The following is a 26,134-nucleotide window of genomic DNA, read 5'->3' on the forward strand; positions in this document are numbered from 1 at the left end:
ACCATACAAAATCACCATGCATCGAATGGCCGCGGGCATCTCTGCCGCGGCCATTCGTGTCTATCGAAATATGCAGAACAGGAACGTCCCCCAATTCTGCCGCACCCTCGCGGCTGTGGTGTCACTCGCGTCTGCCGCGCTGCTGCCCGCTACACTCCAGGCCCAGGCAAGCCTCAAGTGCCAGGTGCAGCCGCAGACCCTTGCAGCCATGCACCATTGCTACCGTCCGCTGCTGGTCTTCAGCCCACGCGGAGATAATGCCGCGCTCCGCGCCCAGATTCAGAACCTCGATAACGACGCCGACGACATGATGGACCGCTTTGTGCTGCTCACGCCCATCCTCGCCGACAGCCATGGTTACCAGCCGCCGCTCGACTCGCCTCACGCCTTACTCCCCGGCACAGAAATGGCCAGCATTCGCCGCCGCTTCCAGGTGCCCGATGGGACATTTCTCGTCCTGCTGCTGGAGGAGAACGGAGCCGTCGCACTGCGCAGCAGCCATCCTGTCTCGACGGATCGCCTGAACGCACTCATCGACACCATGCCGGATCGCAAAATCGAGCGTCAAAGAAAAGACGCGTACTAAACGTGTATCGCAGAAATGAGGTGAGAACGGATTGACATGCAAGCGCTACATAGCTATGCTACATGGCAGGTGACTTTCATGTCGCAAACCGCCAAGGCACGTGTCTTTATGAATGGCCGGAGCCAGCACGTCACGATTCCGGCTGAGTTCCGTTTTCGCAGCGCGCAGGTAACAGTCCGCCGCGATCCGGCGAGCGGCGATCTCATTCTTTCGGAAGTGCCAGACATTCAAGAGGTCTTTGCCGCACTCGATGCGGCGAAGATTCCGGCAGACTTCCTGTGCGATGAGGATCGTGATCGCCAGCCAGCCCCGGAGCGCGAAGCGCTCCATACGTTGTAACTGGGAGCGCGACGATCACTGTGGGCGCACGATATCTGCTCGACACTAATACCTTCAGCTATATCGCTACGGGCATATCACCAGCGGCAAGAGCAGAGTTTCAACGGCTGCTTCATGATCCGGCGGCAGAAGTCTGCATCTCCTCCATTACGGAGGCGGAAGTCCGCTATGGGATGGCGAAACGGGCGCTCGGCCCAACCCGGACCCGTGCGATTGAAAGCCTGCTTCTTACCGTAGACATCCTGCCGTGGGATTCGAGCGCAGCATCGGTATATGGAAAGGCGCGTGTGGCCATCGAGGCGCTCGGAATTACCGTGGCAGCGATGGACATGCTGATTGGAGCGCACGCCGCCAGCGTTGGCGCAGTGCTTGTTACGCGAGACAGTATCTTCGAAAGCATCGGCACCATGTTGCATCTGACCGCCACAGCGAATTGGGCGACGGACCTTCCATAGCTGAAAAACTATCAACCTGACTGGCTGCGCTGTCCCTGGAATAAGAACCTTCGCTACGCAGTCGCGAGGCACGGTCGAAGGCTCTGCCATGTAGAGATTCACAGTCCCGGCTTGCCTTCGTTGTACCATCAGAGTGAGGCTCTTTTATGACCACCGCCAGTTCCGCAATTGCGCTGGATCCGGCTGCTGCTTCTTCTCCTCGGACTTCCCTTCCACAGCTTGTGGAGGCTCTCAAGCGTGTTACCCCTCTGCAGGGGCTCGAGGAATCGGAATACATCTGGCTCGCGACGCACGGACTCGAGCGTTTTATTCCTGCCGGAACCACTCTCTTTCACGAAGGCGATGCCGCCGAGGCCATGATCATCGTGCTGCGCGGCGAGGTGCACGTCCGCCGCGAGCGTGGCGGCCCCGCGGCGCTCTTCATCGGCCGCGCCGGCCAGATCACCGGCCTGCTGCCCTTCTCGCGCATGAAGACCTACGGCGGCCACGGCTACACCGTCGCCGACGTCTCGGTGCTCGAGTATCCCCGCTCCATATTCCCGGCCATGATGCAGGCCGTACCCTCCATGACGCAGCGCTGCGTCTCCGTGCTGCTGGACCGCGTTCGCGAAGTGACACGGCTCGAGCAGCAGACGGAAAAGCTCACGGCACTGGGCAAGCTCGCCGCCAATCTCGCGCATGAGATGAATAACCCGGCCTCGGCCGCGCAACGCGCCGCCTCCGGCCTGCTCGATGAACTGCGCGTCTACGGCCACGAAAAATATCGCCTCGGCGGCCTTTGTCTCGATACGGCACATATGGCGCAGGTCCGTGACTGGCAGGACTCCGTGCGCGAGCACGCCCGCCATACCCCGCCGGAGACCGAGCGCCATGCCCAGCGCGAAGACGAGGTCCAGGAATGGCTTCGCGGCCACGGCGTGGAGCAGAGCTGGAAGATTGCCCCCGAGCTGGCCGAGCTTGGCGTCACCGCTGCTCAGCTCGAGCCGCTCGGCAGCTTCCTCAACGCCGAAGCGCTCTCGATTGTCCTCGGTCAGTTTTCTTCGTCGGTCCGCGCGGAGCGCATCGCCGAAGCCATGCTCGATTCGACAGCCCGCATCTTCGACCTCATCCGCGCCATCAAGGATTACTCCTACATGGACCAGGCGCCGATCCAGGAGGTCGACGTGCGCCAGGGGCTCGAGAACACGCTTACCATGCTCCAGTCGCGCCTTGCGCATGTCGAAATCGAGCGCCGCTACGCTGACGATCTGCCTTGCATCGCCGCCTACGGCAGCGAACTCAACCAGGTGTGGATGGGACTGCTCGAAAACGCCCTCGATGCCATCGACGATCACGGCAAGATCACCCTCGCCGTGCAGATATCGGGCGACATGCTGCTCATCGAGGTGTGGGACAACGGCATCGGCATCGGGCCCGAAATCCGCGACCGCATCTTCGAGCCCTTCTTCACGACCAAAGCGCCTGGCCGCGGACTCGGGCTCGGACTCGACAATGTGCAGCGCATCGTCCGCCGCCATCGCGGCTACGTCAGCGTCGAATCGAAACCAGGAGCCACCTGCTTCCAGATCCGCCTGCCGATCGAACAGCTGCTGGCGTACTGAGTTACTTAAGGGTGTAGGGCATAGGGGATAGGGTGTAGAAGAGCTTTCTGCCTGCTCTATCCCCGACGCTGCATGATGTGCCTGGGACTGGCGTCTCGCGGATGAAGCTCAGGGAGCATCTTGCTCAGCATGCGCCCTATTTCCTCCGACAGGCCTTCCGCTCGCAGCCGATTATCACGAGTTAAGAAGCCCAGTCTCTCCGCGATCAGCAGTTGCGTCTGCACTTCGTGATTCGATCCACGCGCGATGGCGAGAAACTGACAGTATTCTCCTCGAGAGCCGCGTCCATAGCCCTCAGCAATATTGCTTGCGATCGACACTCCTGCCCGCCGCAATTGGCTTGTGAGCCCATAAACTTCTCCGCGTGGAAACGACTCGGTAAGTCGGTAGATCTCGACGCAAAGATCCATCGCTTTCTGCCAGACGATCAGTTCCTGATAAGAGGAAAGCATGCATCTTTCTACGCCTGCCAGCCTTAACCAAGCGAGCACTTCTACACCCTACTCCCTATCCCCTACACCCTTTCGTAATTATTCCGCTCTCAACGCCTCGACCGGATTCACGCTCGCTGCGCGTCGCGCAGGCAGCCATGCTGCACAGGCGGCAGCGGCAGTAAGTACCAGCGCCACGCCGCTCAGCGTCCAGCCATCGTGAGCCTTCACGCCGTAGAGATAGCTGCTCACCAGCCTGCCAGCGAAATACGCCAGCACCAGCCCCAGCACCACTCCCACGCCCACCAGAGCACCCGCCTGCCGCATCACCAGGGCCATCACATTGCCTCGGCTCGCACCGAGAGCGAAGCGCACGCCCATCTCGCGCGTCCGTTGACTCACCACATAGGCCAGCAGTCCATAGAGCCCTGCCACGCATAACAGCAGTGCCGAGCCGGCAAAGATTTCGAGCAGCCGCGCCGCCAGCATCTGACTGCCATAAGAGTCTTCGACAATCTGGTTCATGGTGGTGATGCGCGAGTTGGCCAGCTCCGGGCTCGCCTGCTTGAGCGCCGCACGCAGTTCTGGGATCACCTGCGCCGGCTCGCGCTCGGTGCGCACCGCCAGGTCCATCGCAATGCCCTCAAGCACCGTGTAGAAGCCGCTGTCCGGGGTGAGCTGCGCAAGGTTTACCTCGACTTCGGGCGCCGCCTCACCACCCACCGACGCCTGGTGAAAATCGTCGAGCACCCCGACGATCTTCGCCGACTTACTGTTCTCTCCGCCAACGCTGATGACCTCCTTGCCGATCACCTTTCCCGGGTCCTGTTCCTCGGGAAAAAATGCCCGCGCAAAGGCGCGATTGACCACGATCACCGGCTCAGACGATGCCGTATCCTGTGGCTCGAAGTAGCGCCCGCGCAGCATCTGGAAGGCGAAGACACGCTGCATATCCGGGCTTACCGCCTGAAATGCCGAAGTTACCGACACCGGCTTACTTTTGGGATCACCGTATGTGGTCTTGTAGAGACCGATGCGCATGGTGAAATTGCTGTCGAGCGGCACCTGCGTCATCAGTCCGGCCGCAGTCACACCCGGCAGATGCTGGGCACGCTCGAGCAACGGCGCATAGAGCTCGGTGGCAGCATTTACCTTCGCGTAGCGATAGGTGGGGACATCGAGGCTCGCAACAAGAATGTGATCGGTGCGGAAGCCCAGCGGCACCTGACGCAATGCGTAAATGGTGCGCAGTAATAACCCGCAGCAGGCCAGCAGTGCCAGCGACATCGCAATCTCAGCCACGACGAGGCCGCCGCGCAGCCTCTGCTGACCGCGGCTCACCCCACCCTGCTGGCCGCCCTGGCGCAGCACCGGCTCGATGGGCGCACTTACCGCAATGAGCGCCGGCCACACCGAGGCCAGCACGGCCGAGAACAGCGTGAGTCCAGCTAATGTAACCATTACGGTGACAGATGGCAGCGCCGGCACCGCAAGCGGCAGGCTCTGCTTGAGCGCATGCTGAAAGACACGCACTGCAAGCATAGCCATGCCCGCGCCGATCAGCGATGCCGCACCACTCAGCACCAGTCCTTCGATGACCATCTGCTGCAGCAGCCGCGTGCGTCCAGCGCCGAGCGCGCCGCGCATGGCAATCTCGCGCTGCCGCGCCGAGGCTCGCGCCAGCAGCAGGTTGGTCGCATTCACGCAGGCAATCAACCAGAGCACGCCGGATGCGCCCAGCAACGCGAGCAAAGCGCCGCGCTCGTCTTTTGAGATGAGCCCTTCTTCATAACGCTCGACCTTGACGTGCTTCGCGCTCTCCTGCCAATCATGATTGCCGACGTTCTTCACTAGTTGCGCCTGCACGGCCGTCAACTCGGCAAGCGCAGATTCGATCTTCACACCAGGCTTGAGCCGCGCAATCGTCGCATAGTAACGACTGTTAACATTCGACTCGCGATCCTTGTCTCCGAGCGTGACAGGAACCCACACCGGGGACAGGTCGCGGCGATCCGGATAGAAGAACCCGCGCGGCATCACGCCAACGATGAGGTAGCTCTTACCATTGATCTTTGCTGTCTTTCCGATCACATTCTGGTCGCCATGAAACAACGCCTGCCATGTCGAGTAGCCGAGGACCACATCGCTGTCCCGCGCTGTTTTCGCAAAGCTCTCCGGCCCCGATGGAAGCCCGGGACCGATCAGCGGCGACACGCCCAGCAGCGAGAACAGGTTCGCGCTCACATTGGTCATTGATATCTGCGTCGCGCTGTCCCCGGTCTCGAGAAAGCTGCGGCCATTCGTACTGCTGGAAAATGCGATGCCTTCATAGCTCTTCAGCCGTTGCTGCCACGCTGAAATATCCTGATAGGTTGGCGAATATTGGAACATCCCTCCCCCTGCCGAAAGCTTCACCAGCCTGCCCGCATCCTTGTAAGGCAGCGGCTGGAGCATCACGTGATCGACCACCGTGAACATCGCCGTGGCCGCGCCTATCCCAAGCGCGAGAGTCCCGATCACCGACGCCGCAAAGCCAGGCGAGCGGCGCATCTGCCGCAGCGCGTAGCGCAGGTCCTGTACCACCCGTTCCACGCGCAGCCATCCCCACGAAGCCCGCGTCGCCTCCTGCACCAGAGCGGCATTGCCCAGCTCCCGCCGCGCATTTGTATCCGCTTCGGTTACATTCTCACCCGCCGCACGACGCTCCGCCGCCGCCATCGCCAGGTGCGACGCCAGCTCGTCTTCCAGATCCTGCTTGCGCTTCTCGCCAAAGAACCAGGCCATCGCTGCTTCTCCTTGAATTCGTGAACGCTTCAGCCTTCCGCTTCCGGCACCGCTCCCAGCACGCCTGCCATGGCCTGCACCATGGCCTCCCACTTCGAGCGGTCTCGCAGCAGCTGGGCCTTGCCATCCTTTGTCAGTTCATAAAACTTTGCCCGCTGATTCTGGTCAGTCACACCCCATTTGCTCTTGATCCACTTCTGCTTTTCGAGCCGGTGCAGTGCCGGATAGAGCGATCCCGTCTCTACCTGCAGCACCTCACCCGAGCGCGCACGGATGGCCTGACCGATGCCGTAGCCATGCTGCGCACCCCAGCGCAGGGTTTCGAGAATCAGCAGGTCCAGCGTGCCCTGCAGCAGCTCGATGCGGTTCTGATATTTTTCTTTCGCCATGATGTAGAGAATCTACACCCATGGCTGTAGCGCGTCTACATCTATTTGCAAAAGAAAAGAGGCGCATGTCATGCGCCTCTTCCTCGTTCCTGTTTCTGCTTAAAAACTAATATCCGTTTGCGATCAGGTAATCCACCGTCAGCTCGAACTCCGGCGCTTTTGTCTTCTGCAGCGCGTGCTTGATCAGCACATCCGCCTCGAGATTGACCGGCGAGCCCGGCGTCAGCGTGTGCAGGTTGGTCGCCGCATAGGTATGCGGAATGATCGCCACCGATACAACCGCACCATCCCAGCGTGCAATCGTCAGGCTGATGCCCTCGATCGCAATCGAGCCTTTTTCCACCATGTAGCCGCGTAGATGCTCCGGCACCTCGATCTCCAGCCACCAGTCGGTGTTCTCCGCGCCCGGCGTCAGCGGACGCAGCACACGCAGCGTGCCGGTACCGTCCACGTGGCCCTGCACGATATGGCCGCCCAACGGCGCGCCTGCCGGCGTGGGCAATTCGAGATTCACCGCCGCGCCGGCCTTCAACGCCGTCAGCGAAGTCCGCGCAATCGTCTCTGCGGCGAGGTCGGCATAAAACACCGGGGCCGCGATATCGAGCGCCGTCAGGCACACACCGCTTACCGCAATGCTGTCGCCTTCCCTCAGCCGCTCCGCCAGCACCGGTGCCTCCACGGCAATGCGCCGCGCTCCCGGCCGCTCTTCTACCCCAAGAATCTTCCCGGTTGCTTCGATCAATCCAGTGAACATATCTCTAGTTTACTTGCGTCTTGAGCAAACCCGGCTATGCCCGCCAGGGATCGCGCAGCTCTGTCGTGATGCACACATCCGGACCGTAGTGCCGCGACGAGGTCGACCTCGTCTCCCAACACACTTCCTCGCCCTCCGCGATCAATGGCACAGCTTTTTCTCCCAGCAGAACCGGCGCATAGAACAACGTCACCCTGTCGACCAGGGCCTCGCGCAAAAACGCGCCATTCAACTGGCTGCCACACTCGAGCAGCAGAGAGAGGATGCCGCGCCGGTCAAGAGCTCGCAACATCTCGTGCAGATCCACGCGCGCCCCGTTGCCTGCCAGCACTTCCACCTCGATGCCCATGACCTCCAGCGCCTTGCGCCGCTCGGGATTCGGTGTCGTGCAGAAGACCAGCACATCGTTTACAGCCGTGCGCACCAGCTTCGAGTCCAATGGAATCCGCAGCGCCGAATCGAGCACCACGCGCAGCAAAGGACGGCGGCGCGCAAGCCCGCTGCGGTCGGTCAGCAAGGGATCATCGGCCAGCACGGTATGAATCCCGGTCAGGATCGCATCCGAGGCATGACGCATCCGCTGCACCTCGGCGCGCGACTCTTCACCGGTCAGCATCACCGCGGCCGGCGGACCTGCCGGCCGCGCACTCGGTGCCGGTGCAATCCGTCCATCCAGCGACACACCGGCCTTCAGCGTCACAAACGGCACACCGCTCACGATCGAACGCGCAAAGCCCATGTTCAGCGCCCGCGATGCGTCCATGCAGACATCCGTCTCGACCGTGATACCCGCCGCGCGGATGCGCGCCATGCCCTGTCCGTTTACCTGCGGATTCGGATCACCAGTTGCCACGACTACGCGCGCAACGCCGGCGGCGATCAGCGCGTCCGCGCACGGGCCGGTGCGCCCGGTGTGCGAACAGGGCTCAAGCGTCACGTAAGCCGTAGCCCCGCGCGCAGCATCGCCCGCGGCCTTCAGGGCTACGATCTCGGCGTGATCCCGGCGGTCGTAGACATGGAATCCCTCGCCCACGACCGCGCCGTTTTTTACCAGCACGCAACCCACATGGGGATTGGGAGAGGCGAGACCAATCGACTGCCGGGCCAGCCCCAAAGCACGCTGCATCCAGCGCATATCTTCTGCGCGATCCGACGTGAGTGCTTCCGTATCTGTCACCGCAGTTGATCCTTACCTGCTGCTCTAGCCCAGCAGCGACTCCACAAACGCTTCGCTGTCGAAAGGCAGCAGGTCGTCGATCTTCTCACCTACGCCGATGTAGCGCACCGGCAGCTTCAGCTCACGGGCAATCGCTACCGCAATGCCGCCTTTTGCCGTGCCATCCAGCTTGGTCAGCACAATGCCTGTCACTCCGGCTGACTCGGTGAAGAGCCGCGCCTGCTGCAAACCGTTCTGCCCGGTGGTCGCATCCAGCACCAGCAGCACTTCGTGGGGAGCATCGGGGATAAACCGCTGCGTGATACGCCGCATCTTGTCGAGCTCGTCCATCAGACCGGCCTTGGTATGCAGGCGTCCAGCCGTATCGACAATCAGGTAGTCCTTCTTGCGAGCGGTCGCGGCCTGCAATGCATCGAAGAGCACGGCTGAAGGATCGCCGCCCTGCTTCGAGCGGATCATCTCCACCCCGCTGCGCTGGCTCCAGACCTCGAGCTGTTCGATAGCCGCGGCACGAAAGGTATCGGCCGCGCACAGCAGCACGGATTTGTTCTGCGCGCGGAAATGTGCCGCCATCTTGCCGCTGGTCGTGGTCTTGCCCGTGCCGTTCACGCCCACCATCAGGATTACTTCCGGCGGATTCGCCACGGTGCGCGGAGGCCGCGCCTGCTCGTCGAGAATGGCCTTGAGCTGCTCCTTGAGCAGACTGCGCAGCTCTTCGCCATCGCGAATCTGCTGCCGCTTCGCGCGCTCGCGCAAGGCATCCAGGATTTCGGTCGTCACATTCACCCCGATATCCGAGGCGATCAGCGACATTTCCAGCTCTTCCAGGGCCGCATCGTCGACCGTCCGCGTCATCGAGAGCACAGTCTCGATGCGGTCCTCGAGGCTCTCCCGCGTGCGCGAGACGGCCTGCTTCATGCGGTCGAAAATGCTTGTTTTAGGCGGCTCTTCCAGGCTGCCGAAGAGGGTTTGAATCATGCTTCGGGTATCCTCAGACTCTTTCTCCGAGTGTACTACCCTGCGCCGGCCGGCTTTCTTTAGACCACCTGGGCGATACGGCGCCTGCGCACAATCGACGGCGCAGGCCGCAGGCTCCGCACCACGATCGTGCCCCGCTGCACCAGCGTCGCCAGCGCCTGCACCGCGTCCGCGTCATAGCGTGAGCCGGTCATCCGTCCCATCACCTGCAGCACATAGCGGGGATCCATCGCGGCCTGGTAGGGACGGGCCGTGGTCATTGCGTCAAAGCTGTCCGCCACGGCGATGATGCGCGCCATCATCGGAATCTCATCGTCTTTCAACCCGTACGGATATCCGGAGCCATCGAGCGCCTCATGATGCAGCTCGACACCGGGGATCAGGTCGTTCAGCGCCTCGATCGGGCGCAGGATCGACGCCCCCTTCACGGTGTGCGCCTTGATCATCTCGAACTCGTCCGGCGTCAGCGTATTTTCCTTGGTCAGAACCGAGTCTTCGATGCCCACGTTGCCGATGTCATGCAGCAGCGCCGCGAGCCGGATGCGCTCCACCTGCGTTGAGTCGAGCTTCATCTCGCGCGCGATCTCACCGGCGTAGAAGGCCACCCGCTCCGAATGTCCACGCATGTAGGGTGCCCGTTCATCGACGGCCCGGGCCAGCATGGCAATCAGGTCGACCAGCGAGGTGTAATGCCGCCGCGCCTCGCCCTGCCGCTCCTGGAAGCTGTCCTGGAGCGTCTGCAGCGCATGGCGCCAGGCGCGCGCCGTCTCCGCGAACGGCGTATCCCGCAGCACCTCTTCCTGCCGTTCCGCGAAATGCAGCGAGCGGGAATCAATGGAGGCCGCCAGGTTGCGGCTCTGCCGCCCTGTCCGCCAGCTCAGGAAGACCGAAACTCCGAGGGCGAGGGCCAACGCCAGCACAACCGGCAGCCAGCCCGGCAGGGGCCAGTGCCTTGCCGCCCGCTCCAGCAACAGCGCACCCAGCGCGATCGCGCCGTACCGGCAGAAGATGGCCAGTAGCAGGCGCCAGCGAAATGGGTGGACGGGCTTCATGAAAGAGACACAACTCGGCTGCCGTGAGTGTATCGCTCTGGAAGGCCCGAAGTAGCTCCCTCGAAAGTGGCATCGGCCGCCGAACTACCCCGGAGGCCGGTGCACTGCGGTTATTCTTCCCGGCCGGGACGGGCCATCAGCTCCTGAATCGCCTGCGGAGCGCTTCTCCTGCCTTCGAGAACGGCCTCCACCTGCTCGGCAATCGGCAGTTCCACCCCGCGGGAACGGGCCAGGCCCAGTGCAGCAGCGGTCGTCTTCACGCCCTCGGCCACCTTGCCGCCCATCCCTTCGAGAATCTCCACCAGCGTCCGCCCCTTGCCCAGCTCCACGCCCACGTAGCGGTTGCGCGATAGCCCCCCGGTGCAGGTCAGCACCAGGTCGCCCACGCCGGATAGGCCGGACAGCGTCTCCCGCCGTCCGCCGCAGGCCTCGGCCAGCCGCGTTACCTCGGCAATGCCGCGGGTGATCAGCGCCGCCGTGCTGTTGTGGCCCAGCCCCAGACCGGTCACCACCCCGGAGGCGATGGCGATCACGTTCTTGAGCGCGCCGCCCAGCTCCACACCCACCACGTCGTCATTCGTATAAAGGCGCAGCGAATTGCTCGAGAACTCGCGCTGCAGCCGCGCCGCGACATCCATATCGGAAGCTGCAATCGTGACCGCCGTCGGCATTCCCGCCGCTGTCTCCTGCGCGAACGAAGGGCCGCTCAGCACCGCGATCGGCAGCGTGAGCCCACGCGAGGCCAGTACATCGGCCATGATTTCGCTCACACGAAGATAGGTTCCGTCCTCGACGCCCTTGGTCGCGCTCACCAGAATCTGCCCCGGCTTCAGCCACCCGGCAAACCGTGTGTAGGAATCGCGCACCGCGTGCGACGGCATCACGCTCACGATGATCTCAGCCTCGCTCAGAGCGACTGCCGGATCGGAGGTCACCGTCATCGCCTCCGGAATCGCAAAGCCCGGCAGGAATACCGCATTCTCGCGCTTCTCGCGGATCGAGGCCGCCGTCGCCTCGGAACGCGTCCAGAGCGTCAGATCATGACCGCCACGGCGGGAAAGACTCAGTGCAATCGCAGTGCCCCAGGCGCCGCTGCCCATCACAGAAATCCTGCTCACTACGCTTCCGCTTTCTTTTTTGAACCGAACTTGTTTTCGGTGCCCTTCAGCAGCCGCCCGATGTTCTGGTGATGCTTGAAAATCACCAGCAGCGGCACGAAGAAGATCACTCCCGTCAGCAGAGGCGTGCGGGCGCCGTGCGGCAGCAGCAGCGCAGCCGGCGGAAAGACTACCGCCGCCAGGATGGAGCCGAGCGAGACATAGCGCGTCAGGATGACGGCGACGAGAAAGACGCCCAGCCCGCAGAGCGCGGCCCATGGAGCCAGCGCGATAAATACTCCCAGCGCCGTCGCCACGCCCTTGCCGCCCTTGAAGCCCAGCCAGACCGTGTAGACGTGCCCGAGAATGGCAAAGAGCGCGGCCAGCGCCTCGGCATCCTGGTGCGGAATCGGCTGGAGCTGCGGCAGCGCGGCGATCTTTGCCGCCACCACGACGGCAGCAAAGCCCTTCAGCGCATCGATGAGAAAGGTCAGCGCGCCCAGCTTCTTTCCGCCCGAGCGGATCACATTGGTCGCGCCGATGTTGCCGCTGCCCTTAGAGCGGATGTCTTCCTTCAGGAAGACGCGTACAAGAATGTAGCCAGTCGGAATCGAACCCAGCAGGTAAGCCGCGAGCGAGACCAGAGCATAAGTAAATACAGGCATCGAGTTACGAGTTTACCCTGCTGCTACGCGCAGAGCGAGCCGCCTTCGTCCCCTGCTCCCGCCGGTCGCAAGTTTGGGATCTTTCTTATCCCAAAGGCCGGGTGGCCCACTCAAGCCGGTGTTGCTTGGGTGGGGGCAAGAGGTCGCAGTACACCTTCCCATCCAGGCTCTTCTTGAAAAGCGGAACCATCCACTGCGGCCGGGATGACAATCGAAAATCTAAGCATCTTGCTTTCCATCCACCTGTATGTGGATGCTGCCTACATCAACCGGCGACGAACCAGGTCCAGCGCCTGCTGACTGGCATACTGCCGGATGCGGTTCCGGTCGCCGTTGAAGCGCTTTTCGAGCACCTCGGTACCTTCGGCGTCGCTCACCGCGAAGTACACCAGCCCGACCGGCTTCTCTTCACTGCCGCCACCCGGTCCGGCGATGCCGGTGACGCCCACCCCATGCGTCGTGCCGCACTGCGCCCGAATGCCCTCGGCCAGCGCGACCGCCACTTCGCGGCTCACCGCGCCGTGCCGCTCGATCAGATCCTCGGGCACGCCGGCAAACTGCGTCTTCAGCTGATTCGAGTAGACCACTGCGCCACCCATGAACGAGCGTGACGAGCCGCTGATGCTGGTCAGCCTCTGCGCAATCAAGCCCCCGGTGCAGCTTTCGGCCACCGATAGCGTCGCCCCGCGCATCTCGAGGTAATAGAGCACGATCTGCTCCAGCGTCTCGCCCTGCGACGAATACACCAGTTCTTCGAGCTCTTCCTCGATGCGCCCGGCCAGCTCGTCCACGCGCGCCTGCGCCGCCTCGGGAATCGACTTGCCGCAGATCAGGTTGAGCTGAATATCCCCCAGGTGCGCGAGGATCGTCGTCTCCACATCCTTGAACTGCTGGTAGATGGGCGCAATCCGCGCATCCGCTGCCGACTCGCCGATCATCGCCGCTTTGAGCACGCGCGTGGCGATATGCCGGACAGGAAGCGTCTCACGGAGCAGCGGCATGCACTGCTCGTCGAACATGGGCTTCAGTTCGGAAGGCGGCCCCGGAAGCAGGAAAATCAGCTTGCGATGCTCGCCGTAAACCGTATCCAGCATCTGGCCTGGAGCTGTACCGCGTGCATTCTCGAGCACGATCGCGCCTTCGAGCGTATCGGCCTGTTTCTCGTTGTTGCGGGTGATCGTCTGTCGCCGCGCGGCAAAGCGGGTGTAGAGCTCCGCAATCAGGTCCGGATTGCGCTTGAGCTGGATCTTCAGCGCCTCGGCCACCGACTCGCGCGTCAGATCGTCCTCGGTCGGACCGAGACCGCCCATGATGACAAGGATGTCCGTGCGCCGCACCGCGTTGCGGATCGCCTCCACCAGGTGCTTCTGCCGGTCGCCGACGATGGTCTTGAAGGCCACGCTCACACCCAGCAGGTTCAGCTTTTCGGTGATGTAAAGAGAGTTGGTGTCCTGGCGCCACGGCGTCAGCAGCTCGGAACCAATAGCAATGATCTCGGCGTTCATCGAGCCCTGACCAATCCAAGAAAAGGAAGATAACAATGCATACGAAGAAGGGCTAGAAGATACGCCATCCTTCGACACCCAACGGTACATGATAAACGGAGCTGCCGGTGGCCACGAGCGCGCTGCCTCCCGGGACAAAGGTGAAGCCCACAATTCCCGAGCCGGAAATCACCAGCGCCGGATCTTCCTCGCCGGGTCCGATGCGCACCACGCCGCGGCGTCCGCCCAGCGAACCAGCCACGTACACGGCCCCGGCCACATCCACCGCCAGTCCCTGAGGACGTCCCAGCCCGCGATAGAAGACCGTCGTTGCGCCATCCTGATCGATCGCATACACCGCGTCGTGCGACGAGGTTGTCGGCCCCGCGACGTACAGCGTGCCATCGATCCCGAAGGCGAGGTGATAAGCCGCCACGCTCGGCTCGAGCGTCGAGAAGACGAAAATCTGCCGGTCCGGAGCGATCTTAAAGATGGTCCCGCTGCGGTCGCCCACGTAGAGATTACCCTCGCCGTCGAAAGCCATCCCGGTAGCCACGCCCATACCCTCGGCATAGACGGACGCCGCACCCGAATGGGTCACGCGATACACCGTGCCGTCATTGCGCGAAGAGACGTACAGGTAGCCGTCCGGCCCCATGGCCAGGCCCGTCGCGTTCATGATGCCGGAAAGAAAGGGCCGCATCTCGCCGTCCTGCTCTACGCGATAGACCGAAACCGGTGTCTCCTGACCGCGCGAGCCGGAAAGCGTGACATAAATATTGCCCGCCTCATCGACAGCCGGACTTGCGACGGCGTGAATTCCGGTGGCCACCAGCGACGCTACCGACAGATCGACCTGGTTGCTCTGTGCCCCGTTCTGGAGGATACGCAGCTTGCCGCTCTCGGCCTCGTCGGGCACGCGCAGCACCAGCCGCCGGCTGCGGCTCATCACTACCGGCGCCGCCAGCTCTCCCAGCATGGCCACCGGGCGCCGCCAGGACACGGACGTCCCGGAAGCCGGAGCCGTAACCGGACCCAGGTTTGCGCCGTGAATCTCCACCTCGCCGCCCGGCAGCGCCACATCCGGCTGCACCGATTCGATCCGCGGCGCGCCTCCAAAATCGGTCTTGATCAGAGGTGCCATACCCAAAAGGAAACTCCCAACTCTACCACTTATGATGAATCGCCAGGCTCACCAGCAGGGCGTACCCACCGGCCGCCACGTCATCCATCATGATACCCACGCCCCCATGCAGCCGTTCCAGCTGCCGCACCGGCGCGGGTTTGGTGATATCGAAAGCGCGAAAGAGCAGCAGCGCCACCGCCGCATGCAGCCACAGGGCAGGCGATACGACCAGCGCAATTAACTGCCCGGCAACCTCGTCGATAACCACGTGACCGGGATCTTCGCGCCCGCTCTCACGCTCCACGATGCTCGACGCCGGAATGCCGATCAATGTCACCACCACGGCGGCAATCGCGGTCCAGAGCATCATCGCGCCCGGAGCCAGGTGCAGCGCCCGCATGCTGAAGGTCCAGATCAGCACCGTTGCGACCGAAGCCCAGGTTCCCGGACCGCCCGGAAGCAGACCAATACCGAAAAACGTGGCCGTCAGCCACGCCCAAGTCGTTTTTCCCCACCGCACCTTTGGTTGCGGCATGCCTGTGTGCACTTTTATCCCTGCCTTAGTGCGAAGTGTCTTCGTCGTCATCCGGACGCCGCGGCTGGTTGTCCAGCCCCTCGAGCACATCGGGATCGAGGATGGGCGAAGAGATGCGGTACGCCCCGCTCGACCACTTACCCAGGTCGATCAGCCGGCAGCGATCGCTGCAGAAAGGAAAATCCTCAGACCCGGCCAGCACCAGCGTGCGGCATGTCGGGCAACGCAATGTCTGATTCTTCTCTGTCATCTCGTATTCGTAACCGTCACAGACACCCTTACAGGTGCCTGTTCGTGTAACTGATGCGTTAGACCTCGCTGACGATGCGGGCCACCACGTCGTAATCGTGCGCCTCTGTAATCTCGCAGCGGTAGAAACGTCCCGGCGTCAGCTCTTCGAAGGGGCCGAAGTCGTTGATGTAGACCGTGCCGTCGATCTCCGGCGCGTGGAACTCGGAGCGGCCCTCCCACAGCAACGGCGTCTCTTCCGACTCGCCCTCGACCAGCACATCCAGCTCGCGGCCCACCCAGTTCTGCTTGGCCTTTTTGCTGATGCCCTGCTGCAGCTTCATCAGCTTCTTGCGGCGCTGTTCGATCACCCGCGGCGGCACCTTCTCGCCGAAATCGAAGGCCTTCGAGCCCTCTTCATCGGAGTAGGTGAAGACACCCAGCCAGTCGAACTTCGCCGCGCGCACAAAGTTGCACAGCGTCTCGAAGTCCTCTTCCGTCTCACCCGGGAAGCCCACGATGAACGAGGTCCGAAGCGCAATGCCCGGCACCGCTTCGCGCACCTTGGCGACGGTCTTCAGGAAGATGTCGGCATTCGCGCCGCGCTTCATCGACTTGAGCACCGGCCCGGCCGCATGCTGCAGCGGTACGTCGAGATACTTCACAATCTTGTCATGCTTCGCAATGGTCTCAAGCAGCTTGCCTGTGATCTTGTTCGGATAGGCGTACAGGAACCGCAGCCACTTGAGGTCAGGAATCTGCGCCAGGCGGTCGAGCAGCTGAGCCAGGCCGTCCTTCAGTCCCATGTCCTCGCCGTAGCAGGTCGTGTCCTGCCCGATCAGCACGATCTCGCGCACGCCCTGGGCCACCAGGCTCTCGGCCTCGGCGACGACGGACTCGAAGCGCCGCGAGCGGAACTTGCCGCGCAGGTTCGGGATCACGCAGAACGCGCAGGGATGGTCGCAACCCTCGGCGATCTTGATGTAGGCCGAGGTCTTGCCCGTCGCGAGCAGGCGCGGCGTGGTGTGGTCATAGAGATACTGCGGCAGCGCCGACGACTCGGCGCCATCCCACTCGGAGCGTGAGAAGCGGCCTTGCTGTTCCCGCAGATCGCCCTCAGCACGGAACTCGATGCTCGTCGCGGTCGCAGCAGCAGCTTCCGCAGCGGTCAGAATGGTAAACGGCGAAGGCTCGCTGATCACCGGAGCGGGCTTCGAGAGCCCGGCGGCGGCAAGGATCGCCTCCAGCTCGCCCGTGCCGACGACCGCATCGACCTCGGGGATGTTCTTACGGATCTCGTCGCGATAGCGCTCGACCAGGCAGCCGGCCACGATGAGGCGGCGGGCCTTGCCGTCCACCTTGTGCTGCGCCATTTCGAGGATCGTGTCGACCGACTCCTGCTTGGCCTTATCGATAAACGAGCAGGTGTTGACGACCAGGATTTCGGCCTCGGAGGCGTCATTGGTCATCTGGGCGCCGGCGGAGTCGAGCAGGCCCATCATCACTTCGCTGTCCACCAGGTTCTTGGGACAGCCGAGCGAAACAAATCCCACCTTGGGGCGGGATGAGGAAGAAACGGATTGTTCGGAATCGATCACACCTGATCCAGGCGCGTCGAGGAGAGAGTGCGTCACCTAGCTATTTTACTGGATTTTTGAGGTTTCGCCCCGGAAATCGCGCCCGGCTTACTCGCCCCGTTCTGGCGTCATCCCGACCGGAGCCCTCCCGCACTCTGTCATTCCGACCGGAGCGGAGCGAAGTGGAGGAACCAGCAGTTCCCTTGGCACAAGCACAAATCCGGGTGCCCCACGTCTCGAACTTGAGACGTGGGTTCGCAGAGGCCAGGGTGCCCCAACCAAGCTCCGCTTGGGTGGGAGGAACGATCAGAGATTTCGCCCACCCCACTCAAGCCAAAACAAGGCTTGAGTGGGGTACGCACACACTTCGCTAGGGGTAGAGAACCGCAGGTCCCTCCACTTCTTTCCCTACGGTCACTTCGGTCGGGATGACAATCCTCTATGCAGACACGAAGATCTCGATACCGCTGGCCGCGTCCCCCCGAGGAAAACTCCCCCACCGCAAAGTGCTAGAATCATTCGTGTGCCGGGTCCTGCGCGGCGCAATCCCGCTAACCCCGCCAGGTCCGGAAGGAAGCAACGGTACCGGGCTAGTGCGTGCGCAGCAGGTCACCCGGCGCATATTTCCCTTCCTGCCTTCCATCCTCTCTTTTTCGCACTCCAGCCTCGCGACAAAACCATTACATGCCGTTGCGTGGACAGCCCTCTTGTCCCTCGGCGAAAATACCCTTTTGAGTTCATACCCTTAGGGAGAATGTCCTTGACCCTCGCAGTACGCCCGCCCGTGGCCCGGCGCGCCAAGATCAGCGCCCTCGGCACCTATGTCCCGTCCCGCGTTCTCACCAATCAGGACCTCGAAAAACTGGTCGAGACCTCGGACGAGTGGATTTACTCGCGGGTCGGCATCCGGGAACGGCACATTGTCGCCGAGGGCGAAGCCACCAGCGACATGGCTGTCGCCGCAGCGCGCAAGTGCCTGGCCAGCCGTGGCATCGAGCCTTCTGAAGTCGATGCCATCATCGTCGCCACGGTCACGCCGGACATGTTCTTCCCCGCCACCGCCTGCCTGGTCCAGGACAAGCTCGGCGCCGCCGGCGCATGGGGCTTCGATCTCTCGGCCGCCTGCTCCGGCTTCGTCTATGCCCTGCAGATGGGCACCAAGCTGGTCGAAAGCGGCGCGCACTCCAAGGTATTGGTCATCGGCTCGGACACCATGTCCTCGATCCTCGACTACACCGACCGCACCACCTGCGTGCTCTTCGGTGACGGTGCCGGCGCGGTGCTCATCGAGCCCGCGGCGGAAGGCGAAATCGGCATGATCGACTTTGTGCACGAGATCGACGGCTCCGGAGCGCCGGCACTGAACATGCCCGCCGGCGGCAGCGCCCATCCGTCCACCGTCGAAACCGTGCAGAACAAGATGCACTATGTGCACCAGGACGGCCAGACGGTCTACAAATTCGCCGTGCGCAAGATGGCCGAGACCGCCGAAAAGGTGCTCACCCGCAACGGCGTAACGGTGAACGAAATCGCCGCCTTCATCCCTCACCAGGCCAACAAGCGCATCATCCTCTCGAGCGCCGAGCGCCTCGGCCTGCCGCTCGAGAAGATCGTCATCAACATCGATCGCTACGGCAACACCACTGCCGGCACCATTCCGCTGGCCATGGGCACCGCCGTCGAAGAGAACCGCCTCAAGAAGGGCGACCTGGTGCTGATCGCCAGCGTCGGCGCAGGCTTCACCGTAGGCGCCACGCTGCTGCGCTGGGAGATTTAAGAGACAGCGGCCAAGCTGTTCGCAGTCAGGCACAAAAACGGTCAGCTCGATCTCGCTCCTCGTAGAGAATGATCCGCTGGCCGTTTTTCACTGGCCGCTTTTGCGCCTAACGGCTCACTGCCTCCTCGCGACCAGCGGGAGCAGGGGCCGAAGGCGAATCGCTCGGCGCGTAGCCGCCGCGCTGCTTATCCCGCCGGTACTTCCACACCCCGAAGAGCGCCGCCGCAATCAGCACCCCGAAGAAGGTCCACAGGATCACCTCTGACCAGCCGGAGAGATACTGCTCCCAGGCATGGACCACGCGCCGTCCATAGGTCGCGCCCAGCCAGGCCATGGCTCCGTAACGGACGATCCGTGCCGTGCCGACGGCGATCAGATAGGGCCGTCTCTTCACGCCCAGCGCCCCGGCCAGCAGTAGAAACGGCATCAGCGGAATCGGCGGGGGAAGCACGCAGGCCAACCCCACGGCCAGCGCTCCATGGCGTTTGATCTGCGGCTCCAGCTTGCCCAGCCAGCGCTCCGGCACGTAGCGCTGCACCATCCCCATGCCGCCCTTTTTCGCCGCACCCCAGCTCGTGTACGCGCCGCAAAGGCTGCCTGTGACCGCTGCCAGCGTCAATATCCACGGATTACCGCGATGCGCCGCCAGCAGCAGAATCAGCACATCCGTGCTTCCCGGCAGAGGCAGGGGGATGGGTGAAGCATCCAGAGCCGCAACGACGAAGACGCCGATCGCGCCCAGGTGGATGAGCCAACCGGGCATAAGGTGATGGTGCGGCGTCTTTTGAGCAGCGGGCACGTTTCCTAAGACGCGAGATCGGAGATGGAAGTCGCTGCCTGCACTCTTTGTAACGAAAAAGGAATCAGAATCCAGAGCGAGCCGCTATAAAAACCGCAGCGCCGGCACCCCAGGCAGCGCGCCGCACTCGGCCGCGTAACGATAAAACAGCCGTAGACCCTCGAGGCAGGCCTCATCCAGCACGTAGTGGATGTTCCGAGTCAGGTACTCGCGCAGCACCGATTCCGGCACCGCAATCCGCCCCGCCCACTCCTGGACCAGGTCTTCCGCATGCCCCAGGCCCGCATCGCGGGAGTGCAGAAAGTCCTCGACCAGTTGCTCCCGCGTCACGGTATCCGGACCGAAGGCCGCATCGCGCACCGCCCAGAAGGCCGAAATCCATGGCGTGCCCGACCATGCACGCCAGACCTGCGCCAGATCCAGATACTCGAGCCGCTCACCGGTGCGCGCTTCCCGCGCCGCGCGGTCCTCGAGGGCCAGCAGCGCCGGATCGCCAATCACCACCGCCGCATCGGCTGCGGCCAGCATGGCATCGAGATTCGCCGCCATGGGCACAAACTCCGGCTGCCGTTTCCAATATTTCGCGAAGAGGATGCGGGTATAGGTCACCGTCGTCATTGATGCGGTGTCGAGCGCCACCGTCTTCACGCTTTCCGGTTCGATGCCAGAACGCAGCACCAGCAGCAGCGAGCGGATGTCGTGGAGCGAAGCAATGGCACAGCCCGGAACGATGCTCTGCCCCTCACTCAGCGCATACGAGGCCACCGGGACGAGGCCGATATCCGCCTCCCCGGTCTTCAGCCTGCGCGCGCACTCCGACGGCGTAGACGAGACGATCTCGTACCGTTCGGCCAGTTCGCTTTTCCGGGGTTCGTGCTCGAAATCCCACATCAGCGGCGCAGGGTTCACAAAATCGATCGCGGCGAGAATCAGCTTGCGGGATAACGGGCTCACTCCCCAGTCTACCAATCCACGGCCGGAAGGATTGCGCCACATCTCTTCGGTAATCTCCGCCCCGAACCAGCCTCCGCTTTTTCTTTGACTCACCCCCGCGCTGCTCCTAGCCTGCCTTCCATCCCCACCTGCTCAAGAGGTGATGCACCCGCCATGACCACCGCTCCCGCCGGCCTGCCTGTGTCCACCTCCCCTGCTTCTACTGCCATAAACGATGAGCGACTGGCCTGGCTTGCCCTGGCTCTCACGCCGCAGCTCGGCCCCCGCCGTATCCTCAGGGCCGTCGAGCAGGTCGGAGCGGCGGCCCGCATTCTCAACCTGCGCCTTACCGAGCTCGAAGGGCTGCGCTTTCCCGCCGAAAGCGCCCAGTTCCTCGCCGATGGCCGCTCACTCGATCTCGCCGGAAAGGAGCAGGCCGCGCTCACCTCGCTCGGCGCCCGCTTCCTCTGCCATGCCGACGAGGCTTATCCCGCACGCCTGCGGGAGATCTTCGATGCCCCGCCGGTACTGTGGCTGCGCGGCGAAGCCGCTATCCTGCAGCAGCCGGCGCTGGCTGTCGTCGGCACCCGCCATCCCACCCCCTATGGCTCAGCCATGGCCGAGATGCTGGCCCGCGATCTCGCCCAGCGCGGCCTCATCATCCTCAGCGGCATGGCCCGCGGCGTCGATACCTCCGCCCACAAGGGGGCGCTGGCCGCCGGCAAGCCCAACATCGCCATCTGGGGTACCGGCATCGATGTTGTCTATCCCAAGGAAAATCAATCGCTTGCGGAGAAAATCCTGTCCACCGGCGGAGCCATCCTCTCCGAATTCCCGCTCGGCACCTTTCCCGCTCCGCCAAACTTTCCCCGCCGCAACCGCATTCTCTCCGGCATCAGCATCGGCGTGCTGGTGGTCGAGGCGGCCGAGTACTCCGGGACCCGCATCACCGCCCGCTGCGCCCTCGAGCAGAACCGCGACGTCTTTGCCGTTCCCGGCAACGTGACGAACAAGAACGCCTGGGGCCCCAACACATTGATAAAACAGGGCGCCAAGCTCACCGCCACCTGGGAGGACGTGTGGGAAGACCTTCCCAGCCAGGTGCGGCTCGAACTGGAGTCCCTGCTCAGCGAAAAGGCCGGACTTGCATCGAATGACGCACCTGCTGCATCGTTATTCAGGGAAGAGCCCCTCCCTCCCCATGAAGCTCGCCTGCTCTCGATCCTCCGACCCGATGAGGCCCTCCAGATCGACGAGATCATGGAAAAGCTGGAGGCGGAACTCAGCTCTTCGGAGGTTTTTACCGCCCTGTTCGAGCTCGAACTCGCCGGCCGCGTCCGGCAGCTTCCCGGCAAGAATTACGTCCGCTGCCTGTAATGGCACTGGCGTTCCCTTTGCCAGCCGCCGCCACCTTATAAAGGACCGCCGGTGGATTTTGAGCCGCGGGGCATGGTAGCTTCCAGAGACATTGTCGGGATTCCGGATTTTTGAGGAATCCAAACCGTAAGGAACCAGGAGCGTCGGGATTGCGTCTGATAGATGCACGCCCGTCGTAAAGGAAAAGAATGAGCAAATCTCTCGTGATCGTCGAGTCGCCCGCCAAGGCTAAAACGATCGGCAAATATCTCGGCAGCGACTTCACCGTGGAGGCCTCCATCGGCCACATCATGGACCTGCCGAAGAACAAGATCGGTGTCGACCTCGAAGGCAAGAAGCGCACCTTCGAGCCCGAGCTGATCGTCATCCCCGGAAAAGAAAAGGTCGTCGACCGCCTCAAGAAGATTGCGTCCAAGTCGGACAGCATCTATCTTGCGCCTGACCCGGACCGCGAAGGCGAGGCCATCGCCTACCACCTCGAAGAGGTGCTGAAGGGCTCGACGAAAAAGGGCGCGGTCCACCGCGTCACCTTCAACGAGATCACGCCGAAAGCGGTCAAGGCCGCCTTCCAGCATGCCCGCGCCGTCGATCGCAACCTGGTCGACGCGCAGCAGACGCGCCGCGTCCTCGACCGCATCGTCGGCTACCAGATTTCGCCGCTGCTCTGGGACAAGGTCCGCCGCGGACTCTCCGCAGGCCGCGTCCAGACGGTCGCCCTGCGCCTCATCGTCGAGCGCGAAGAAGTCATCAAGGCCTTCAACCCGGTCGAGTACTGGACCATCGACGCCGTACTGCAGCCTGCACCAAAAGGCCAGGACTTCACCGCCCGCTTCATCGGCATCGACGGCGCAAAGGCCAAGGTCGAGACCGTGGACGCTCCGGCGCTGCCTGACCAGAAGCTCACCGACGAGGCCGTGGCCCAGATCAGGAAGGCTGCGTGGTCGGTGCGCAATGTCGAGCGCAAGGAGCGCAAGCGGAACCCCGCCGCGCCCTTCACCACCTCGAAACTGCAGCAGGACGCCGCCCGCCAGCTCGGCTTCAACGTGAAGCGCACCATGGGCGTGGCCCAGCGCCTGTATGAAGGCATCGACCTCGGCAGCGAAGGCACCGTCGGTCTCATTACCTACATGCGTACCGATTCGACCCGCGTCGCGCCGGAGGCCATCGCCTCGGTCCGCAGCTTCATCGAGTCGAAGCATGGCGCCAAGTACCTGCCCGCCGCGCCCAACACCTTCAAGTCGAAGAAGGACGCGCAGGATGCGCACGAAGCCATCCGTCCGTCGAATCCGGATCTGCACCCGGACCAGATCAAGCGCTATCTCTCCGATGAGCAGTACCGGCTCTACAAGCTCATCTGGCAGCGCTTTGTCGCCTCGCAGATGACGCCCGCGCTCTTCGATCAGACGACCGTGGACATTGTCGCCAAGGCCGACCGCAGCTATGACTTCCGCGTCACCGGCTCGGTGGTCAAGTTCGACGGCTTCCTCAAGGTCTACGAGGAGTCGAAGGAAAAGAAGGACGAGGACGACGAGGCGCTGGCCAACAAGCTGCCCGCGCTCGAAGCCGGCGACAAGCTGAACCTGCAGGAACTCAAGCCCGAACAGCACTTCACCGAGCCGCCTCCGCGCTACAACGAAGCCTCGCTGGTGAAGGAGCTCGAAGAGCGCGGCATCGGACGCCCCTCGACCTACGCCTCCATCATCAACACCATCCAGGATCGCGAGTACGTGCAGAAGATCGGCGGCCGCAACGGACGCTTCGTGCCCACCGAGATCGGCACCGTGGTCACCGGCCTGCTGGTGAAGAACTTCCCCTACATCTTCGATACGAAATACACGGCACGCCTGGAAGAAGAGCTCGACGACATCGAAGACGGCAAGGAGAAGTGGACCGACCTGCTCGGCGGCTTCTATGGCCACTTCGAGAAGGAGCTGAAGGTCGCCGGCGACAACATGGAAGACATCAAGCGGATGGAGAAGGCTACGGACGAAGTGTGTCCGCAGTGCGGCTCGCCGCTGGTGCTGAAGTGGGGCAAGTTCGGCAGCTTCTACGCCTGCAGCTCGTACGACAAGAAGAAGAAGGGCTCCTGCGATTACACGCGCGAGAACTTCGACGCCAAGCCGAACCTGCAGATGGCCGACCAGGCCGAAGAGACCGAAGAAGAGTACTGCGAGAACTGCGGCCGCGTGATGGTGCTGCGCAACGGCCCATGGGGCCCGTTTATGGCCTGCCCCGGCTATAACGAGGACCCGCCGTGCAAGACGGTCCGCCGCCTGAACCAGAAGCAGCAGCAGAAGCCGCCGCAACCGCTCGAGGAGAACTGCCCCAAGTGCGGCAGCCAGCTGGTACTGCGCCACGGCCAGTACGGCGAATTCGTCTCCTGCTCGGCGTATCCGAAGTGCAAGTACATCAAGCAGAACACCATCGGCATGAACTGCCCGAAGTGCAAAGTCGGCGACCTGGTGGAGAAAAAGGCACGCCGCGGCAACCTCTTCTACGGCTGCTCGGAGTACCCGAAGTGCGACTTCACGGCGAATTACAAGCCGGTCGACCAGAAGTGCCCGGAGTGCGGCTCGCCGTACCTGATGGAGAAGACGCTGAAGTCGGGCGTCTACCTGGTCTGCCCGAACAATAAGAAGCCCTCGGCTGGCGAGGAAGAAACACCGAAGAAGCGCGCCAAGAAGGGCGAACCGGAGACGGAGATCGCCTGCAGCTACACCAAGCGCATCGGCGACGCCCCACCGCCCGAGCCTGCCGATCCGGCACCCAAGGTCAAGCCAACGGCCAAGACGCACGGCCCGCTCGTTGAGGTGTAAACGCTACTCGCATCGCTGCAAGACAACGCCCCTGCTTCGGCAGGGGCGTTTCTTTGCTTTCGCTCAATCTCTACGCTTTGTCATTCCGACCGGAGCGAAGCGCAGTGGAGGAACCTGCGATCGATTTTTGGAATCAGGTCCATCGCTTCCTCCCTCAAGCCAACAGAAGACTTGAATGGGGCACCGTCAACGCTTCGTGATCTTGCTCCGCGCCGCAAGCACCCCGATTCCTGCCCATCGTCCGGTTTCTCCACCATCATTCCATGTAGACTCACGCCGGGAGTACACCCTATGTTTGAATCCACCCTGGCCACTACGCAGGATGCCGACCTGATCCTGAAGCTCTACGAGCTCCGCACCGAAGCCACCATGCGTCAGGCTCGCGCCTGGCTGCACGGCGAGTTTTTCCCCGAATCCTCCGCCGAAGCGCTCGCCGTCCTGCAGGCCTTCGGAACCGAGCACAATGCCTGGGTTCGCCAGGTGACCAGCTACTGGGACATGGCCGCGGCCTTCGTCACCCATGGCGCGCTCAATGCCGAGCTCTTCCTCGACTGCAACAACGAGCCGTTCTTCATCTTTGCCAAGTTCGAACCCTATCTCGCTGAGATTCGGGCTGGCCGGCCCGGTTTTCTAGTCAAGGTCCAGCAATTGGTGGAGGAATATCCGGCTGCACGCACCCGGGTCGACCAGCTCAAGCGCACCCTGCCCCAGCGCAAGGCCGCGTTCCTCGCCTCCCGCGCCGCAAAAGGTCAATAAGGCACAAGAAAGCGCTTACATTCATGCACAAGACCGCCGCTTCTGGTAAGGTAAAATGTCTGACTCTGTAGGAAAGGTTTCTGAAGGCAGTATGGCAAAGGCAATCTGGAACGGCAAAGTCATCGCGGAAAGCGACACATTCGAAACGGTCGAAGGCAACATTTACTTCCCGGAAAGCGCAGTCAACCGGGAATACCTCCGCCCCAGCTCGACCACCTCAACCTGTCCGTGGAAGGGGCAGGCCCGCTACTATTCCCTGGTCGTCGACGGCCAGGAGAACCAGGATGCGGCCTGGTACTACCTCGATCCCAAGCCCGCCGCTCGTAACATCAAGAATCACATCGCCTTCTGGCGTGGCGTCGAAATCGAAAAGTAAGCCTTCAACGCCCTGAAAACAAAAGGCGCGGACCATTCGGTC

General features: G+C 62.8%; 25 protein-coding genes and 1 other RNA gene. 10 read left to right on the forward strand and 16 right to left on the reverse strand.

Annotated elements, in window-relative coordinates:
- Window positions 1–16: 16 nt before the first annotated feature.
- The 4 genes from ESZ00_RS15315 (at window position 17) to ESZ00_RS15330 (ending at window position 2,981) form a co-directional block, all read left to right on the forward strand.
- On the forward strand, window positions 17–586 hold the full coding sequence (locus tag ESZ00_RS15315; RefSeq protein ID WP_129209178.1) for a DUF4174 domain-containing protein: 570 nt from the start codon (window positions 17–19) through the stop codon (window positions 584–586).
- 78 nt (window positions 587–664) lie between these two features.
- Entirely contained in the window at window positions 665–925 is a 261-nt protein-coding gene (locus tag ESZ00_RS15320; RefSeq protein ID WP_129209179.1) for an antitoxin, read from the forward strand.
- A 20-nt stretch (window positions 926–945) separates the two neighbouring features.
- Window positions 946–1,380 carry a type II toxin-antitoxin system VapC family toxin gene (locus ESZ00_RS15325; RefSeq protein WP_129209180.1) on the forward strand — a complete coding sequence of 145 codons (435 nt, stop codon included), beginning with the start codon at window positions 946–948 and terminating at the stop codon, window positions 1,378–1,380.
- 146 nt (window positions 1,381–1,526) lie between these two features.
- Window positions 1,527–2,981, forward strand: coding sequence for a sensor histidine kinase (locus ESZ00_RS15330; protein WP_129209181.1), 1,455 nt, complete (start codon window positions 1,527–1,529; stop codon window positions 2,979–2,981).
- Window positions 2,982–3,037: 56 nt separating this feature from the next.
- On the opposite strand, the gene ESZ00_RS15335 is transcribed toward ESZ00_RS15330, so the two are convergent.
- From ESZ00_RS15335 to rimO, 14 genes are all read right to left on the reverse strand, one after another.
- Window positions 3,038–3,433, reverse strand: coding sequence for a four helix bundle protein (locus tag ESZ00_RS15335; protein ID WP_129209182.1), 396 nt, complete (start codon window positions 3,431–3,433; stop codon window positions 3,038–3,040).
- Window positions 3,434–3,511: 78 nt separating this feature from the next.
- Window positions 3,512–6,196 (reverse strand): ABC transporter permease, encoded by a 2,685-nt coding sequence (locus ESZ00_RS15340; protein WP_129209183.1) that lies wholly within the window; start codon window positions 6,194–6,196, stop codon window positions 3,512–3,514.
- A gap of 29 nt (window positions 6,197–6,225) precedes the next feature.
- Complete coding sequence (locus ESZ00_RS15345; RefSeq protein ID WP_129209184.1) at window positions 6,226–6,585, reverse strand: PadR family transcriptional regulator; 360 nt, start codon at window positions 6,583–6,585, stop codon at window positions 6,226–6,228.
- Window positions 6,586–6,691: 106 nt separating this feature from the next.
- Window positions 6,692–7,339 (reverse strand): riboflavin synthase, encoded by a 648-nt coding sequence (locus tag ESZ00_RS15350; RefSeq protein WP_129209185.1) that lies wholly within the window; start codon window positions 7,337–7,339, stop codon window positions 6,692–6,694.
- 34 nt (window positions 7,340–7,373) lie between these two features.
- Entirely contained in the window at window positions 7,374–8,516 is a 1,143-nt protein-coding gene (gene ribD, locus ESZ00_RS15355; protein WP_229741333.1) for a bifunctional diaminohydroxyphosphoribosylaminopyrimidine deaminase/5-amino-6-(5-phosphoribosylamino)uracil reductase RibD, read from the reverse strand.
- A 24-nt stretch (window positions 8,517–8,540) separates the two neighbouring features.
- The gene (gene ftsY, locus ESZ00_RS15360) at window positions 8,541–9,494 is read right to left on the reverse strand and encodes a signal recognition particle-docking protein FtsY (RefSeq protein ID WP_129209186.1); all 954 of its coding nucleotides are present in this window, start codon (window positions 9,492–9,494) and stop codon (window positions 8,541–8,543) included.
- 59 nt (window positions 9,495–9,553) lie between these two features.
- Window positions 9,554–10,546, reverse strand: a complete 993-nt coding sequence (locus tag ESZ00_RS15365) for an HD-GYP domain-containing protein (RefSeq protein ID WP_129209187.1) — start codon at window positions 10,544–10,546, stop codon at window positions 9,554–9,556.
- 110 nt (window positions 10,547–10,656) lie between these two features.
- Entirely contained in the window at window positions 10,657–11,664 is a 1,008-nt protein-coding gene (locus tag ESZ00_RS15370) for an NAD(P)H-dependent glycerol-3-phosphate dehydrogenase (RefSeq protein ID WP_129209188.1), read from the reverse strand.
- Entirely contained in the window at window positions 11,664–12,308 is a 645-nt protein-coding gene (gene plsY / locus ESZ00_RS15375; RefSeq protein WP_129209189.1) for a glycerol-3-phosphate 1-O-acyltransferase PlsY, read from the reverse strand. Before plsY ends, ESZ00_RS15370 begins: the two co-directional genes overlap by 1 nt.
- A gap of 260 nt (window positions 12,309–12,568) precedes the next feature.
- Window positions 12,569–13,813 carry a competence/damage-inducible protein A gene (locus ESZ00_RS15380; RefSeq protein ID WP_129209190.1) on the reverse strand — a complete coding sequence of 415 codons (1,245 nt, stop codon included), beginning with the start codon at window positions 13,811–13,813 and terminating at the stop codon, window positions 12,569–12,571.
- Window positions 13,814–13,865: 52 nt separating this feature from the next.
- Window positions 13,866–14,936: an SMP-30/gluconolactonase/LRE family protein gene (locus tag ESZ00_RS15385; RefSeq protein ID WP_129209191.1), complete on the reverse strand. Its 1,071-nt coding sequence runs from the start codon at window positions 14,934–14,936 to the stop codon at window positions 13,866–13,868.
- 22 nt (window positions 14,937–14,958) lie between these two features.
- Window positions 14,959–15,453 carry a phosphatidylglycerophosphatase A family protein gene (locus ESZ00_RS15390; RefSeq protein ID WP_129209192.1) on the reverse strand — a complete coding sequence of 165 codons (495 nt, stop codon included), beginning with the start codon at window positions 15,451–15,453 and terminating at the stop codon, window positions 14,959–14,961.
- 25 nt (window positions 15,454–15,478) lie between these two features.
- On the reverse strand, window positions 15,479–15,703 hold the full coding sequence (locus tag ESZ00_RS15395) for a DNA gyrase inhibitor YacG (RefSeq protein WP_129209193.1): 225 nt from the start codon (window positions 15,701–15,703) through the stop codon (window positions 15,479–15,481).
- 58 nt (window positions 15,704–15,761) lie between these two features.
- Window positions 15,762–17,279 carry a 30S ribosomal protein S12 methylthiotransferase RimO gene (rimO, locus tag ESZ00_RS15400; RefSeq protein ID WP_129209387.1) on the reverse strand — a complete coding sequence of 506 codons (1,518 nt, stop codon included), beginning with the start codon at window positions 17,277–17,279 and terminating at the stop codon, window positions 15,762–15,764.
- Between the two features lie 503 nt (window positions 17,280–17,782).
- Between rimO and ffs the strand changes: the two genes are divergently transcribed.
- Both ffs and ESZ00_RS15410 read left to right on the forward strand, forming a co-directional pair.
- An RNA gene (gene ffs / locus ESZ00_RS15405) (signal recognition particle sRNA small type) lies at window positions 17,783–17,880 on the forward strand.
- A 132-nt stretch (window positions 17,881–18,012) separates the two neighbouring features.
- Window positions 18,013–19,035 carry a beta-ketoacyl-ACP synthase III gene (locus ESZ00_RS15410; protein WP_129209194.1) on the forward strand — a complete coding sequence of 341 codons (1,023 nt, stop codon included), beginning with the start codon at window positions 18,013–18,015 and terminating at the stop codon, window positions 19,033–19,035.
- A gap of 106 nt (window positions 19,036–19,141) precedes the next feature.
- On the opposite strand, the gene ESZ00_RS15415 is transcribed toward ESZ00_RS15410, so the two are convergent.
- Both ESZ00_RS15415 and ESZ00_RS15420 read right to left on the reverse strand, forming a co-directional pair.
- Window positions 19,142–19,834, reverse strand: a complete 693-nt coding sequence (locus ESZ00_RS15415; protein WP_129209195.1) for a YqaA family protein — start codon at window positions 19,832–19,834, stop codon at window positions 19,142–19,144.
- Window positions 19,835–19,918: 84 nt separating this feature from the next.
- Entirely contained in the window at window positions 19,919–20,881 is a 963-nt protein-coding gene (locus ESZ00_RS15420; RefSeq protein ID WP_229741331.1) for a menaquinone biosynthetic enzyme MqnA/MqnD family protein, read from the reverse strand.
- Between the two features lie 60 nt (window positions 20,882–20,941).
- Between ESZ00_RS15420 and dprA the strand changes: the two genes are divergently transcribed.
- From dprA to ESZ00_RS15440, 4 genes are all read left to right on the forward strand, one after another.
- The gene (gene dprA, locus ESZ00_RS15425) at window positions 20,942–22,144 is read left to right on the forward strand and encodes a DNA-processing protein DprA (protein ID WP_129209196.1); all 1,203 of its coding nucleotides are present in this window, start codon (window positions 20,942–20,944) and stop codon (window positions 22,142–22,144) included.
- A gap of 188 nt (window positions 22,145–22,332) precedes the next feature.
- On the forward strand, window positions 22,333–24,960 hold the full coding sequence (gene topA, locus ESZ00_RS15430; RefSeq protein WP_129209197.1) for a type I DNA topoisomerase: 2,628 nt from the start codon (window positions 22,333–22,335) through the stop codon (window positions 24,958–24,960).
- Window positions 24,961–25,251: 291 nt separating this feature from the next.
- Complete coding sequence (locus ESZ00_RS15435) at window positions 25,252–25,716, forward strand: DUF4760 domain-containing protein (protein ID WP_129209198.1); 465 nt, start codon at window positions 25,252–25,254, stop codon at window positions 25,714–25,716.
- A 91-nt stretch (window positions 25,717–25,807) separates the two neighbouring features.
- A complete protein-coding gene (locus tag ESZ00_RS15440; protein WP_129209199.1) occupies window positions 25,808–26,092 on the forward strand; it encodes a DUF427 domain-containing protein in 285 nt (94 codons plus the stop codon).
- Window positions 26,093–26,134: the final 42 nt, after the last annotated feature.

The sequence above is a fragment of the Silvibacterium dinghuense genome, from assembly GCF_004123295.1.
GTDB lineage: Bacteria > Acidobacteriota > Terriglobia > Terriglobales > Acidobacteriaceae > Silvibacterium > Silvibacterium dinghuense.